Raw genomic sequence first — 14,777 nt, 5'->3', positions numbered from 1 at the left:
GCCGGCGGATGAGGGGGCCGCTGGCTCCAGTTCTCAATGCGCCAGCGATTTTATCGCCGGATAGAGTGCGCGGTAGCGCTTGTAGGCATCCTCATAAGTGCCGCTCAGTGCAGACACCGGCTCGATCGTGCCCGATGTCACCGGCGGCGTGCAGACGGCAATCGGATCTGCCCCGGTTGCCGCGATAAGACCGAGGCGGGCGGCGCCGAAGGCCGCGCCAAAATCGCCATCGGCCGGCAGGTCGACCGGAACGCCGAGCGCGGTCGCGATCGACGCCAGCCAGTAACGCGAGCGCGAACCGCCGCCGATTGCCGTGACGCGGGATATGCCGATGCCGGCCGAGCGCAGCGCTTCGAGATTATCGCGGATGGCAAAGGCAACACCCTCGAGCACCGCCTGGGTCAGCACGACACGGCTGCTTTCATGTTCGAGGCCGATGAAGGCGCCGCGGATGACGGCATCATTGTGCGGCGTGCGCTCACCGGAGAGATAGGGGAGAAAGCTGACGCCGGTCGGCGCCTTCAGCGTCTCGCCGAGTTCTCCGGTCAGGTCGGCGGCCGATTTGCCGGTGACCCCGGAATGCCAGTTAAGCGCATCGGTGGCCGACAGGATGACGCCCATCTGGTGCCAGGTGTTCGGCAGCGCGTGGCAGAAGGCATGCACGGCGCTTTCCGGCTTCGGCAGATAGGAGCCGTTGGCGGCAAAAAGCACGCCCGACGTGCCGAGCGAGACGAAGGCGGCGCCGTCGCTGACCGTGCCCATGCCGCAGGCCGAGGCTGCATTGTCGCCCGCGCCGCCGGCAACGACGGCATCGCCGGAAATGCCCCATTGCGTAGCAAGTTCCGCCCGCAGCTTGCCGGCCTGCTCGGTGCCTTCGACGAGTGCCGGCATCTGCTCCTTGGAAAGATTGGTGGCAGCCAGCAGTTCGGACGACCAGGCCCGCTTGCCGGTATCAAGCCAGGAAGTGCCGGCCGAATCCGACATTTCGGAGATATATTCGCCGGTCAGCCAAAGACGCAGATAGTCCTTCGGCAGCAGCACCTTGGCGATCCTGGCAAAGACATCGGGCTCATGCTTCTCGACCCAGGCGAGCTTCGGCGCCGTAAAGCCAGGAAAGACGATATTGCCGGTAAGCGCGCGGAAGCGCGGATCGGCATCGAGGGCCGCAGCCTCGACGTGGCTGCGCGTGTCGTTCCAGAGAATGCAGGGACGCAGCACCTTGTCGGTGGCATCGATGAGCGTCGCGCCGTGCATCTGGCCGGAAAGGCCGATGCCCTTGACTGCAGCCAGCTCCTTCGGATGTTTCGCCTTGAGGCCGGCGACGGCCTCCTCCGTCGCACGCACCCAGTGGGCCGGCTCCTGCTCCGACCAGCCAGAATGCGGACGCGAGACGTCGAGCGCACCATTGGCCGAGCCGACGATCTTCTGATCGCCGTCGATCAGCATCGCCTTGACGCCGGAGGTTCCGAGATCGAGACCGAGATACATGGGGTATTCTCCTTTGCCGTTACGGCAGATTGTCTTTCAGAAATATGTCGAGGCGGATGCGCTCTTGCGCTTCGATGACGGCAAGCCCGTCCGCCTTGGCTTTCAATACACGGATGGCGCTACGCACTTCATGGCCGGCGTCCTGGTTGAGGATCGCATCGATCGTATTGTCGACGAGTGCTGCGCGCGTATGGGCGGTGAGCTCGTGGGCGATGACCGTCAGCGTCCGGCCGACGGCCTTCTCCTTCAACGCCCGGATCAGGCCGCGATTGCCGGCGCCTAGGCTGTAGACGCCGATGATATCGGCATTCCCGAGCGCGTCGGCAACGAGCCTATGGGCGACCTCGGGGTCGTCGCGGCCTTCGAGAACCGACAGGATCGCAAGATGCGGAAACTCCGCAGCCATGACTGCGGCAAAGCCCTCCAGCCGCTCGCGATGGTCGCGCACCAGCATGGAGCCGGCGAGCACGGCGATCTCGCCCTTTCGCGATCCGAGAAATCGCCCGAGCAAGCGGGCCGCTGTACGGCCGGCCGCGATATTGTCGACGCCGGCATAATGATGGCGCAGCGATCCGGTGAGATCGGAAACCAGGGTGACGATGGGAAAGCGCTCGCGCACCAGCCTGTCGACGGTGGCGCGCACGTCAGGTGCATCGGTCGCGACCATCGCGATGCCGCAAGGCCTCTCCCGGGAAAGCTCTTCGAGCACGGAGACAAGGGCTGCCGGATCGAAAGCCGGCACCTCGATGGTGCGGATATCGGTACGCTCGGCCGGCGAGCGAAGCACCGCCTGCCGGATCTCGGCATTGAGCCCGTGCATGAAGGAATTGTCGCTGGCCGGAAGGATGAACACCAGTGGATAGGTACGTCCCTTGGCGAGATTGGCGGCGGCGACGTCTCTGATATAACCGAGCTCACGGATCGCCGTTTCGACCTTCTCCCGCGTGACGTGACGCACACCTGGGCGCTGGTTGAGAACCCGGTCGACAGTCGCAAGACTGACACCGGCGGCAGCGGCGATATCGTGAACTGTAGGCCTCATCATTCCTCCTGACGAGACCATTAGCGCCAAATTTGATGTACGTAAATCAAAAAATCGAACAGGCCGGTTCCCTTATCGATTTTCCGGTATTGATATCTGCTTCGGACTGATCCCGCCAGCGATCATCCGCCCGATGGCATAGAGGTCGGAAACCGGCAAACAAAAAGGCCCTCCGGAGAGGGCCTTTCAAGGGGCGGCAGGCCGGAGGTCAGTGGCCGCCACCGCCTCCCCCGCCTTGCGGCGCAGGTTTCTTGATCATGGCGACACCGAGGATCATCGCAACGAAAAGCGCGGTCAGGATGAGGAACACGTCGCTGAAAGAGAGGACGATCGCCTGCTTGGTGGCCAGACCGACCATCTGCTTGATCGCGACCGAGGCGCCATCCATGCCATAGGTGTTGAAATTGGCGGTCATGTTGTTCATCTGGTCGATCGCCGCCGGATTGCCCCAGTCCATATTCTCCCGCAGCCGTTCATAGTGCACGTCCTGTCGGTTGGTGAGCACGGTGTTGATGACGGCAAGACCGACGGCGCCGCCGAGGTTTCTGGTCAGGTTGAACAGGCCGGATGCGCCGCGGATGCGCGACGGCGGCATCGTGCCGAGTGCGATATTGTTGATCGGCACCATGCACATCATCAGCCCGAAACCGCGCAGGATCTGCGGGATGAACAGTTCGTAGAAATCCCAATCCGCCGTCAGGTGAATCATGATGTAGGTACCGGCGGCGAAGCTGGTGAAACCGATCACCATCATCAGGCGCAGGTCCATCTTCGTCGACAGCTTGCCGGCGATCGGCGCGGTGAAAAACATCGCAAGCCCGGAGACGAACATCGTCTGGCCGATCATCAGCGAATCATAGCCGCGGATGCGTCCAAGATAGACCGGGTAGATGTAGGTGAGGCCATAGAGGCCGATGCCCATGACGAAGGAGAAGATCGAGCCGAAGGAGAAATTCCGGTTCGAAAAGGCCTTGAGGTCGACGACGGGGAACTCCACCGTGAAGGCGCGATAGAAGAAGATGATGGCCGCAACGCACGAGGCGACGGCAGCGATGGCGATGGAGCTGTCGTTGAACCAATCGTTCGAATTGCCCTCTTCGAGCACATATTCCATCGCACCGAGGAAGATGCCCATCGAGAAAAGCCCCCACCAGTCGAACTTCTTGAAAAGCGACAGTTCCGGCTTGTCGAAATCGATGAAGTTCCAGGTGACGATCGTGACGATGATGCCGGGAACGATATTGACGAGGAACAGCCAGTGCCAGGAAAAGGCATGGCTGAGATAGCCGCCGACGGTGGGGCCAATGGTCGGCGCCAGCGTCGCGATCAGGCCGATGATCGGCGAAACGATGCTGCGCTTCGACGCCGGAAAGATGGTGAAGGCGGCCGCGAAGACCGACGGGATCATGCCGCCGCCGATAAAACCCTGGATGGCCCGGTAGACGATCATCTGGTCGATATTCGTCGCCGTCGCCGCAAGCGCGCTCGCCATGGTGAACCCGGCAGCGGAGATTGCGAAGAGATAACGCGTCGAGATGATGCGCGCCAGCGTGCCCGAAAGCGGAATCATGATCACTTCGGCGATCAGATAGGCCGTCTGCACCCAACCGACTTCGTCGCTGCCGGCCGAGAGGCCGGCCTGGATTTCGGCAAGCGAGGCCGAGACGATCTGGATGTCGAGGATCGACATGAACATGCCGAGCACCATCGCGAAGAAGGCGATGAGCTTCCTCGGATCCATGTGATCCTCGGCGTGGGCGGGCGCTGCCGGAATCGTCCCTGCTGTTGCTGTCGCACTTCCGGCCATCGGACCACCTCCGCCTTTTCTAAAGGCTTACTTGCTCGGCGCCGTGCGGGTGTCGACGTCGACGACGACGCTGAGGCCGGCGCGCAGACGCCCGCTGTCGAGCGCATCCTGCGGCAGCGCGATGCGCACCGGCACGCGCTGGATCACCTTGGTGAAGTTGCCCGTGGCATTTTCCGGCGGCAGCATCGAAAAGACCGAGCCGGAAGCCGGCGAGATCGATTCGACGGTCCCGACCACAGGATGATCGCTATAGGCATCGACATGGACGTTGACCTTCGAGCCGGGCACCAGATGCTGGATCTGCGTTTCCTTGAAGTTGGCGTCGATATAAAGCCGGCGCACCGGAACAAGCGCCATCAGACGCTGACCGGGAGAAACGAGATCGCCTTCCTGAACCGAGCGGTTGCCGACGATGCCGTCATAAGGTGCCTTGAGCACGGTGAAGGACAGGTCGCGGGCGGCCTTGTCGCGCGAGATTTCCAGCGAACGGACCGAGCCTTCGGCCTCCTTGCGTTGGGCCTGGAGAATGGTGATGTTAGCCTGCGCAGCAGTGATGTTGGCATCGCCGCCGGCAAGATTGGCCTTGGCCTGGTCGAGAGCGATATTGGCATTATCGAGATCGGCGGCGGTGCCGACCGACTTCGCCTGCAAATCGCTCTGGCGCTTCTGGGTGATCTCGGCACCGCGAACGGCCGCTTCGAGTGCCACCTTTTGCGCCCGCGCCTGCACGAGGCTGGCATTGGCGCCTTCGATCTGCGCGTCAATGCGCTGCAGCGAAAGCTGTTCAGTGGCGATCTGGGCCTCGGCCTGATCGAGGGCGTTCTGATAGTCGCCGTTATCAAGCGTGGCAAGCACGTCGCCCGCTTTGACTTCCTGGTTGGCGACTACATTCACTTTCGCGACGTAGCCCGTGACCTTCGGCGAAATCGTTGCAATATCGCCCTCGATATAGGCGTCGTCAGTCGACACCATGAAGCGGCCGTTCGTCCACCATTCGTAACCATACCAGCCGCCGCCCGCGAGAAGAGCGAGAACAAAGATCGGCAGCACCGGGCTGCGGCGCTTCTTCGCAGCTGCCGCGGCCGGAGCCGGCGCCGACTGCGCAGGCGCAGATGGCATCTCGCGGGCTTCCGCCGTCGGAGCTTCTGCAACGGCCGCGACTTCAGCAGTGGCCTCTTCGGCTCCGGCGTTTTCGCTAACGATCCGCGCGACGCTGCTTTTCTGGTTGCTCGACATGGCCACTTTACCGATCTTGGAGTAAGTAATCGAACTGAACGGTTCGGTTCAGTTGACTTAAACCTGTTTTACCGTCATATCAAGATGTATAGAACCAATCGGTTCGATTTCTTTTAAAGAAAAAACGAAACCGTGAACACGGTTAAGGATAAATGACGCTGAAACCCGACCACGCCGCCGTCTTCAGCCCTCCCGTTGGAGGAGGCCGATTTGCTGCGGGCGAAGATCCGGCCAAGCGTCAGCAGATTCTCGCCGGCGCCAAGCGCGTCTTCATGAAGATGGGTTTCGACGCCGCCAGCATGAACGACGTGACGCGCGAGGCCGGCGTCTCCAAGGGGACGCTCTACGTCTATTTCACCAACAAGGAAGAATTGTTTTCGGCGATGATCGAGGCCGAGCGCGCCGCCTTCGTGGCGGCCGTGCGCACGGCGCTTGCCGAACATGACGATCCCGAAGCCGGTCTGTACGAATTCGGGGTGAGCTTCGTCACCCATATGACCGATGAAAAGGTCATCAGTGCCATGCGCACCGTTCTTGGCGTGCGCGACCGCATGCCGGTGCTCTGCCAACGCTTCTTCAAGGGCCCGGAAAACCTGCGCACCATCATGCGCGACTTCCTGGAACGGCACATCGCCGAAGGCAGGCTCGAAATCGACGATATCGATCTGGCCGCCGGCCAGTTTCTCGACCTCGCCAGCGGCAGTTTCTTCAAGCTCCGCCTGTTCGGAAGCATGGAAGAGCCGCCGCATCGCGACGAAATCGAGCGCGTCATCTGCGGCGCAATCCGGGTCTTCATGGCCGCCTACGGCGCGCGCCAGCACGAGACCGTCTGATCCACCTTTGGCCCCACCGTTGACTGCCGCGCTCCATCGGCCAGAATCCCGCAATAGCGATCAAATCCGGATACCGGCTTTTCGTTAAGGAAGAAGCCGCAACCAGGAGATTGAGAATGAGCGCCGTCGGACGGGCGATCTGGTTCATAGAGAGCCATTTCGAAAACGATCTGTCGCTGGAAGAGATATCGGAAGCAGCCGGATTGTCGCGTTACCACCTGTCGCGCGTCTTCGGGCTCGTTACCGGCCACTCGATCAGCAGCTACATAAGAGGGCGGCGCCTCAGCCGCGCCGTGCCCGCATTGATCGGCGGTTCATCCACCATTCTCGAGGTTGCGCTTTGTGCGGGCTATGGCTCGCACGAGGCTTTCACCCGCGCCTTCCGCGACCAGTTCGGCGTGACGCCGGATGCTGCGCGTCGGCAAGGGCACGCCCGTAACCTTGTCCTGCTGGAGCCAATCAGAATGGACCCCACCCACCTCAACGACCTCGAACCGCCCCGCCTCGAAACCCTTCCGCCGATGCTGTTTGCCGGCTTGCAGGAAACCTACCCCTATGGCGGCAACGCCGCCATCCCGTCTCTCTGGCAGAAGTTCAATGCCCATTTCGGCCATATCTCGGGACAGAAAGGCAATGTCGCCTACGGCATTTGCACCCATATCGACGGCGAGGCGGAGATATTCCGCTATATAGCCGCGGCCGAAGTCGCCGATGCCGGTGATCTGCCGGCGGATTTTGCCACACTCAAGCTTCCCGGCCAACGTTACGTCGTCTTTGCCCACCGCGCCCATGTCTCCGGCATTCCCGCGACCATGCACAGGATCTTCGGCACATGGTGGCCGACCTCGGGCCTGGAACATGGCGAGACGCCCGACATGTTCGAACGCTACGATGAGCGCTTCGACCCCCATACAGGCATGGGCGTCACCGAAATCTGGCTGCCGATCAGAGCATGATGCCGAAAGTGTGAGCGGTTTTCTCATGACATCATGCTCTAACTCTTTAATTTAGAACAGGATTCAAATTTAAGGCCGACCCGGCCTTAAATCATCCTGTTCTAGGGAATAAAAGTCACAACGATTTCGTATACCCCCTTGCGGCGCTTGCGTAGCAGGCTACCGACACTACATTGCGCGCGTCATTCACGCATGTGACGCAAGAGGGATATACGCTTATGCAGGGAATCATGACGCTCATTCAGGATCCGGCCGCCTGGGTGGCGCTCATCACGCTGGTGGTTATGGAAGTCGTTCTCGGGATCGACAACCTGATCTTCATTTCCATTCTCACCAACAAACTGCCGCCTGAGCACCGGGAGAAGGCTCGCAAGATCGGCATCGGTCTTGCGCTCGTCATGCGCCTGGCACTCCTCGGCACCGTCGCCTGGATCGTGCAGCTGACCGAACCGCTGTTCGAGGCTTTCGGACACGGCTTCTCCTGGAAGGATCTGATCCTGATCGCCGGCGGCTTGTTCCTAGTCTGGAAAGCCACCAAGGAAATTCACCACAGCGTCGATCCTATAGACCAGCAGGAGGATTTCATCGCGAAATCCACCACGACAGGCTTTGCATCGGCGATCGGCCAGATCCTGCTGCTCGACCTTGTCTTTTCGGTCGACAGCATCATCACCGCCGTCGGCATGACGCCGCATCTGCCGATCATGGTGGTCGCCGTCGTCGCCGCCGTTACCGTCATGCTGGTTGCCGCAACCCCGCTTGCCAACTTTATCGAGCGGAACCCGACGATCGTCATGCTGGCGCTCGCCTTCCTGCTGATGATCGGCACGACGCTAATCGCCGAAGGCATGGGCTTCCATGTGCCGAAGGGCTACGTCTACGCCGCCATGGCCTTCTCGGCGCTGGTCGAGGTGCTGAACATGTTTGCGCGCAATGCCCGCAAGCGCAAGCGGGAAGGCGCGCATTGAGGTTGAAGCGGGAAGGCGCGCCGAAAACCGGCGCGCCGCTCCTCAATGCCATCGGGCCTTTGCAGGCGTGGTTTTTCTTGACGCGCCCGGTTGAATATGGCCTAAGGCCAGCCGAACGGACGATTGGCGGATAGTGCGGGCGCATGCCCTTTTTCGGCCGGTTTGCCGATGAAGATATCTGCATCCTTCGGCCGAACGTCGCTTTCCCTGGAAAGCCGTCCGCCGTTCATTGACGGGCCATACCAATGACAACTTCCGGCGTCCGCGTCCGCATCGCTCCCTCGCCGACCGGCGAGCCGCATGTCGGCACCGCTTACATCGCTCTCTTCAACTACCTTTTCGCCAAGAAGCACGGCGGCGAGTTCATTCTGCGTATCGAGGATACCGACGCGACGCGCTCGACCCCGGAATTCGAGACGAAGGTGTTGGACGCCCTGAAATGGTGCGGCCTGGAATGGAAGGAAGGCCCGGATATCGGCGGTCCCTACGGCCCCTATCGCCAGTCCGACCGCAAGCCGATGTACCAGCCTTACGCCGAGGAATTGCTGGAAAAGGGGCATGCCTTCCGCTGTTTCTGCACCCCCGCGCGCCTCGAACAGATGCGCGAAACCCAGCGCGCCGCCGGCAAGCCGCCGAAGTATGACGGCCTCTGCCTCAACCTGACCGCAGAGGAAGTGACCTCGCGCATGGCAGCCGGCGAGACGACCGTCGTCCGGATGAAGATCCCGGCCGAAGGCTTCTGCGACTTCAACGACGGTGTCTACGGCGATGTCTCCATCCCCTGGGATTCCGTTGACATGCAGGTGCTGATCAAGGCCGATGGCATGCCGACCTATCACATGGCCAACGTCATCGACGACCATCTGATGAAGATCACCCATGTGGCACGCGGCGAGGAATGGCTGGCGTCAGTGCCGAAGCACATTCTGCTCTATCGCTATTTCGGCTGGGATCAGCCGGTCTTCATGCATCTCTCACTGATGCGCAATGCCGACAAATCGAAATTGTCGAAGCGCAAGAACCCGACCTCGATCTCCTATTATTCCGCGCTCGGCTATATCCCGGAAGCGCTGATGAACTTCCTCGGCCTGTTCTTCATCCAGATCGCCGAAGGCGAGGAGCTGTTGACGGTGGATGAGCTCTCCGAGAAGTTCGACCCGGAAAACCTCTCCAAGGCCGGCGCGATCTTCGACATCCAGAAGCTCGACTGGCTGAACGGCCGCTGGATCCGCGAGAAGCTGTCGGAAGAAGAGTTCCGTGGCCGCGTGCTGAGCTGGGCGATGGAAAACGATCGCCTGATGGCGGGCCTGCGCCTGTCGCAGACGCGCATTTCAAAGCTCGGCGAACTGCCCGACCTTGCCGGCTTTCTGCTGAAGTCCGATCTCGGCCTGCAGCCTTCCGACTTCGCCAAGATCAAGTCGCCGCCGGAAGAGATCCTGGAGATCCTCAACACCGTTCAGCCGGATCTCGAAAAGATCCTGGAATGGAATGTCGAGACGATCGAGGCGGAGCTGCGCGCGATCGCCGACCGCATGGGCAAGAAGCTGAAGGTCGTGGTCTCGCCCCTCTTCGTCGCCGTGTCCGGCTCGTCGCGTTCCCTGCCGCTCTTCGATTCCATGGCGATCCTCGGCCGGTCCGTCGTGCGTCAGCGCCTGAAGCTCGCCTCGCAGGCGGTCGCCGCCCTCGTTGGCTCGAAGTAAGAACAGTCAGAGGATTCCACAGTGGCTGACAACAAGACCGAAAACACCCTTTCCTCCGACGTAACTGAGGTGCGCGCCCAGAAACTGAAGCTGCTGCGCGAGCAGATCGGCGAGGTCTATCCGGCGCATTTCCACCGGACGATAACCAATGCCGAGCTCGGCGCCAAATACGAATCTCTGGAACCAGACGTCGAGACGCAGGACATCGTCACCGTTGCCGGCCGCGTTTATTCCTCGCGCAACTCCGGCATGTTCATGGACATCCACGACGCCGGCGGCAAGATCCAGATCTTCAGCCATAAGGATACGACGCCGGAAGAGGCCCGGGCGCTGCTGCCGATGATCGACATCGGCGATATCATCGGCGTCACCGGCATCGTACGGCGCACCAAGCGCGGCGAACTGACGATCAACGCTCAGAAGATCGAAATGCTGACCAAGTCGCTGTTGCCGATGCCCGAGAAGTGGCACGGCCTCTCCGACGTCGAGCTGCGTTATCGCAAGCGCCATCTCGACATCATGACCAATGAGGATTCGAAGCTTCGCTTCCAGCAGCGCTCGAGGATCGTATCCGGCATCCGCCGCTTCATGGAGAATGACGGCTTCATGGAAGTCGAGACGCCGATGCTGCAATCGATCTATGGCGGCGCCACCGCCGAGCCGTTCAAGACGCATCACAACACGCTGAAGCTCGACATGTACCTGCGCATCGCGCCGGAACTGTTCTTGAAGCGCACGTTGGTCTCGGGCCTGACCGACAAGGTCTTCGAGATCAACCGAAACTTCCGTAACGAAGGCGTCTCTACCCGGCACAATCCTGAATTCACGATGATGGAATGTTACTGGGCCTATGCCGATTACGAGGACATGATGGACCTCGTCGAGCGGCTGTTCGAAACCCTGGCGCTCTCCATCCATGGCACGACGGAATTCGACTTCGGCGACAAGCGCCTGTCCTTCAAGGGGCCGTTCGAGCGCGTGCCGATGCCCGATGCCGTCAAGCACGCCACCGGCATCGATTTCATTGCGATCAAGACCGACGAGGAAGCCCGCGCCGCCGCCAAGGCAGCCGGCTTCGCGGTGGAGAAGGATTGGACCTGGGGCGAATGCCTCGCCTTCATCTTCGAGGAAAAGGTTGAATCGACGCTGATCCAGCCGTCTCACGTCACGCATTTCCCGAAGGACATCTCGCCCTTCGCCAAGGAAGTGCCGGGCGAGCCGCGGCTCGTCGAGCGCTTCGAGACCTATTGCAATGCCTGGGAACTCGGCAACGCTTTCTCGGAGCTGAACGATCCCGAAGAGCAGCGCCGCCGCATGGTCGAGCAACTCGAACAGGCGCATGCCCGCGGCGAAAAGGAAAAGCAGCTGGACGAGGAATTCCTCGATGCGATCGACCAGGGCATGCCGCCGGCAGGCGGCCTCGGCATCGGCGTCGACCGCCTCATCATGCTGCTGACCAACGCCCCGTCGATCCGCGACGTCATCCTCTTCCCGGCTCGCCGCAACAAGGCCGACTGACGGAAATAAAGTATCGAAACAAAATAAGCGGAGTGCCGGCCGGCGCTCCGTTTTTATGCCGCCGTTCAGTGGGTCTTGGCGGCTTCCGCCGGCGGCTCTTCGGCCGGTGCCTCCGCCACCACATCGGCCCCGCCGCTCTCCGCAGCAGGCACGGCCTTGCTTTCGGCCGCCGGTGCTGCGCCATGTGCGCCGCCTGCGGCCTTCTTGCCCTTTTCCCCGTTTTTCGTGGAGCCAACGGCGACCGGATCGACGCAATCCTCGGGATCCTTGAAACCGGAACTGATCATGGCGATTTCGTCGGAGGGCATATCTATGCGCTCGCCGAAAAACAGCCCGTTTTTGCTGGCCTTTCCGTCATAATAGCGCGCCGTATACGTCTTGTCGTCGAGGCCGGGAACGGTCTTGTCGGGATGCGGGATATAGACGACGTCGGCGCCGATCGCTCGGCCGCGGATGTCGGCGCGCAATGTTGGGCCGTTCTCGTCGAGCACCACCACCTGGACCAGATCCGGCTTCTGCGCTTCGTAAACGGCCTGGGCGACCCGAAGCGCTGTCTTGACGCGCGTCATCCCGTCGGTCGGTTCGGTCTTGATGTATTTGCGCACCCAGATGTGGTCCTGCTTCCGGATCGTCACCAGGTTGATGTCGCTGCATTCGAGCCCGTAGCCACCACCGGCGGCACCCATCAGCCTGTCCTTGCCGACATAAACAGCCGCGCCGCCGGAAACGCCCGCCAGAAGAGCGACTCCACCGATGATGATTGCCAATTTCCGGGAAGGCCGGAACATGCGCAGTAAGGCCTTCACGCCAACTGCTCCGCCATCTGAAACTCCAACGCAGGACAAGTGCTGATAATGCTAAGGAAATGACGTTTCCGAAAGTTTAAGTGGGGGTGCAAAGCCTGCGCCATTTTGAGAAAACACCAAAAAAGGTCCGCTTTTCCCGGCCGCTTGCCACGGCCTGTTCCGCCATGCTCTAAACGCCCATGGCCTTCACGCTTCGCCAGGTTCAATATTTCGTCGCCGTCGCCGAACAGGGTTCGGTAACGCGCGCCGCACAGAACCTTTCGATCTCGCAATCCTCGGTGACGGAAGCGCTCAAGGAGCTCGAAACGGACCTCGGCGTTACGCTCTTCGAGCGCCACCCGCGCGGCCTGACGATCACCCATAACGGCCATCAGTTCCTGCGACACGCGACGAAGATCCTAGCCTCCGTTTCCGATGCGCGCACCAGCTTCTCCGGCCAGCAAAGCGCCCTTTCCGGCACGCTGAACATCGGCGTCACTTCGCTTGTCGCCGGCTACGTGCTCTCCGACCTCCTGGCGCGATACCGGCGCGCCTGCCCTGGCATCGAGGTCAGCGCCATCGAGGACAATGGCGGCTACCTCGAACACCTCCTGGTCGGCGGCGAACTCGATGTCGCCGTCATGGTGATATCAAACCTGCGCGACCGCATGGCGCTGCAGGCCGAGATCCTCGAAACCTCGCCCTATCGCCTCTGGCTGCCGATGGGCCACCCGCTGGTCTCGGCCGACATCATCTCGGTCGCCGACATTGCCCGCGAACCGCTGATCATGCTGACGGTCGACGAAATCGAGGAGAATACCGGCAAGCTGCTGTCAGCCCTCGGCGCCCGCCCGCATGTCGCCTTCCGCACCCGATCGGTGGAGGCGGTGCGCAGTCTGGTTGCCACGGGCGCCGGCGTGGCGCTGCTTCCCGATCTCGTGTACCGCCCGTGGTCGCTCGAAGGCGACCGCATCGAAAGCCGCGACGTCTCCGGTTCGCTGCCGGTCGTCCAGGTCGGCATGGTCTGGCGCAAGGGCTCCAGCCTGCCGCAGGCGGCACGCGATTTCGTCGGCATCGCCGAAAGTCTGCGCTCCGGCCGCATCCGCTGATATCGGAATTTCCGATAACACCTTTCTGATAAATGAATTTGCGAAAGCGGCCTTTTCGCGCCACCTTTTCATTCGGGAACAAACCGCCGCAAAAGTGGCACCAGACGGGGAGACGGATGATGACGCATCTCTTGAAATCCTGCACGGCAGCGCTTGCCTGCCTGAGCTTCGCGACGCAGGGCATCGCCGCCGAACCGCTGAAGGCGCTCGGCAAAGGCGAAGGTGCCGTCAGCATCGTCGCCTGGGCCGGCTATATCGAGCGCGGCGAAACCGACAAGAACTACGACTGGGTCACGGGTTTCGAAAAGGAGACCGGCTGCAAGGTTTCCGTCAAGACCGCCGCCACCTCGGATGAAATGGTATCGCTGATGAACGAAGGCGGCTTCGATCTCGTCACGGCATCGGGCGACGCCTCGCTCCGCCTCATCGCCGGCAAGCGGGTCCAGCCGATCAACACCAACCTGATTCCGAGCTTCAAGACCGTCGACGAGCGTCTGCAAAAGGGCCCGTGGTATACGGTCGGCGACGTCCATTACGGCGTGCCCTACCTCTGGGGGCCGAATGTGCTGATGTACAATACCGATGCCTTCAAGGACAAGGCGCCGACCAGTTGGAATGTCGTCTTCGAGGAGCAGACGCTGCCGGATGGCAAATCGAACAAGGGTCGCGTTCAGGCCTATGACGGCGCGATCTATATCGCCGACGCGGCGATGTATCTGATGGCGCACAAGCCGGATCTCGGTATCAAGGATCCCTACGAGTTGACCGAGGACCAGTACAAGGCTGCCCTCGATCTGCTACGCGGCCAGCGCAAGCTCATCTCCCGCTACTGGCACGACGCGATGATCCAGATCGACGACTTCAAGAACGAAGGCGTCGTCGCCTCTGGCTCCTGGCCCTTCCAGGTGAACCTGTTGCAGGCCGACAAACAGAAGATCGCCTCGACTTTCCCCGATGAAGGCGTCACCGGCTGGGCCGACACCACCATGCTGCACGCCGACAGCGAACATCCGAACTGCGCCTATATGTGGATGGAACATTCGCTGCAGGCCAAAGTCCAGGGCGATGCCGCGGCTTGGTTCGGCGCCGTGCCTTCGGTTCCCGCCGCCTGCAAGGGCAACGAACTGATGGGAGACGCCGGCTGCGCCACCAACGGCTTCGATCACTTCGACAAGATCAAGTTCTGGAAAACCCCGGTCGCCAAATGCACCACGCAGAGCGAATGTGTGCCCTATCATCGTTGGGTGTCGGATTATATCGGCGTGATCGGCGGGCGGTAATTGCGTCAAGCCCCTCACCCTAACCCTCTCCCCGCTTGCGGGGAGAGGGGACGTG

12 protein-coding genes are annotated in these 14,777 nt (G+C 61.4%); 7 read left to right on the top strand and 5 right to left on the bottom strand.

Translation table 11 applies throughout. The annotated features are described in order from the left end of the window. Nucleotides 1-33 precede the first annotated feature (33 nt). From xylB to HJB82_RS18795, 4 genes are all read right to left on the bottom strand, one after another. Nucleotides 34-1,488 carry a xylulokinase gene (xylB, locus tag HJB82_RS18810; protein WP_221140975.1) on the bottom strand — a complete coding sequence of 485 codons (1,455 nt, stop codon included), beginning with the start codon at nt 1,486-1,488 and terminating at the stop codon, nt 34-36. 19 nt (nt 1,489-1,507) lie between these two features. After that, nucleotides 1,508-2,530 carry a LacI family DNA-binding transcriptional regulator gene (locus HJB82_RS18805; RefSeq protein ID WP_221140973.1) on the bottom strand — a complete coding sequence of 341 codons (1,023 nt, stop codon included), beginning with the start codon at nt 2,528-2,530 and terminating at the stop codon, nt 1,508-1,510. 208 nt (nt 2,531-2,738) lie between these two features. Further along, the gene (locus HJB82_RS18800) at nt 2,739-4,337 is read right to left on the bottom strand and encodes a DHA2 family efflux MFS transporter permease subunit (protein WP_207581850.1); all 1,599 of its coding nucleotides are present in this window, start codon (nt 4,335-4,337) and stop codon (nt 2,739-2,741) included. Nucleotides 4,338-4,364: 27 nt separating this feature from the next. Continuing rightward, on the bottom strand, nt 4,365-5,573 hold the full coding sequence (locus tag HJB82_RS18795; RefSeq protein WP_207581851.1) for an HlyD family secretion protein: 1,209 nt from the start codon (nt 5,571-5,573) through the stop codon (nt 4,365-4,367). 152 nt (nt 5,574-5,725) lie between these two features. Here HJB82_RS18795 and HJB82_RS18790 point away from each other — a divergent pair, with 152 nt between their 5' ends. From HJB82_RS18790 to lysS, 5 genes are all read left to right on the top strand, one after another. Next, nucleotides 5,726-6,406, top strand: a complete 681-nt coding sequence (locus HJB82_RS18790) for a TetR/AcrR family transcriptional regulator (protein ID WP_207581852.1) — start codon at nt 5,726-5,728, stop codon at nt 6,404-6,406. A 116-nt stretch (nt 6,407-6,522) separates the two neighbouring features. Then, nucleotides 6,523-7,362 (top strand): AraC family transcriptional regulator, encoded by an 840-nt coding sequence (locus tag HJB82_RS18785; protein ID WP_221140972.1) that lies wholly within the window; start codon nt 6,523-6,525, stop codon nt 7,360-7,362. Nucleotides 7,363-7,580: 218 nt separating this feature from the next. Beyond that, a complete protein-coding gene (locus HJB82_RS18780; protein WP_207581854.1) occupies nt 7,581-8,330 on the top strand; it encodes a TerC family protein in 750 nt (249 codons plus the stop codon). A 245-nt stretch (nt 8,331-8,575) separates the two neighbouring features. Then, entirely contained in the window at nt 8,576-10,030 is a 1,455-nt protein-coding gene (gene gltX / locus HJB82_RS18775) for a glutamate--tRNA ligase (protein ID WP_221140971.1), read from the top strand. Between the two features lie 21 nt (nt 10,031-10,051). Next, entirely contained in the window at nt 10,052-11,548 is a 1,497-nt protein-coding gene (lysS, locus tag HJB82_RS18770) for a lysine--tRNA ligase (protein WP_221140969.1), read from the top strand. Nucleotides 11,549-11,613: 65 nt separating this feature from the next. Here lysS and HJB82_RS18765 read toward each other — a convergent pair whose 3' ends face one another. After that, a complete protein-coding gene (locus HJB82_RS18765; RefSeq protein ID WP_221140967.1) occupies nt 11,614-12,354 on the bottom strand; it encodes a hypothetical protein in 741 nt (246 codons plus the stop codon). A gap of 179 nt (nt 12,355-12,533) precedes the next feature. On the opposite strand from HJB82_RS18765, the gene HJB82_RS18760 reads away from it, so the two are divergent. Both HJB82_RS18760 and HJB82_RS18755 read left to right on the top strand, forming a co-directional pair. Next, entirely contained in the window at nt 12,534-13,442 is a 909-nt protein-coding gene (locus tag HJB82_RS18760; protein WP_164008431.1) for a LysR family transcriptional regulator, read from the top strand. Nucleotides 13,443-13,561: 119 nt separating this feature from the next. Further along, complete coding sequence (locus HJB82_RS18755) at nt 13,562-14,722, top strand: ABC transporter substrate-binding protein (protein WP_221116597.1); 1,161 nt, start codon at nt 13,562-13,564, stop codon at nt 14,720-14,722. Nucleotides 14,723-14,777: the final 55 nt, after the last annotated feature.

The sequence above is a fragment of the Rhizobium sp. NZLR10 genome (genome assembly GCF_019685125.1).
Classification (GTDB): domain Bacteria; phylum Pseudomonadota; class Alphaproteobacteria; order Rhizobiales; family Rhizobiaceae; genus Rhizobium.
This window is presented reverse-complemented; position numbering and strand designations above follow the sequence as displayed.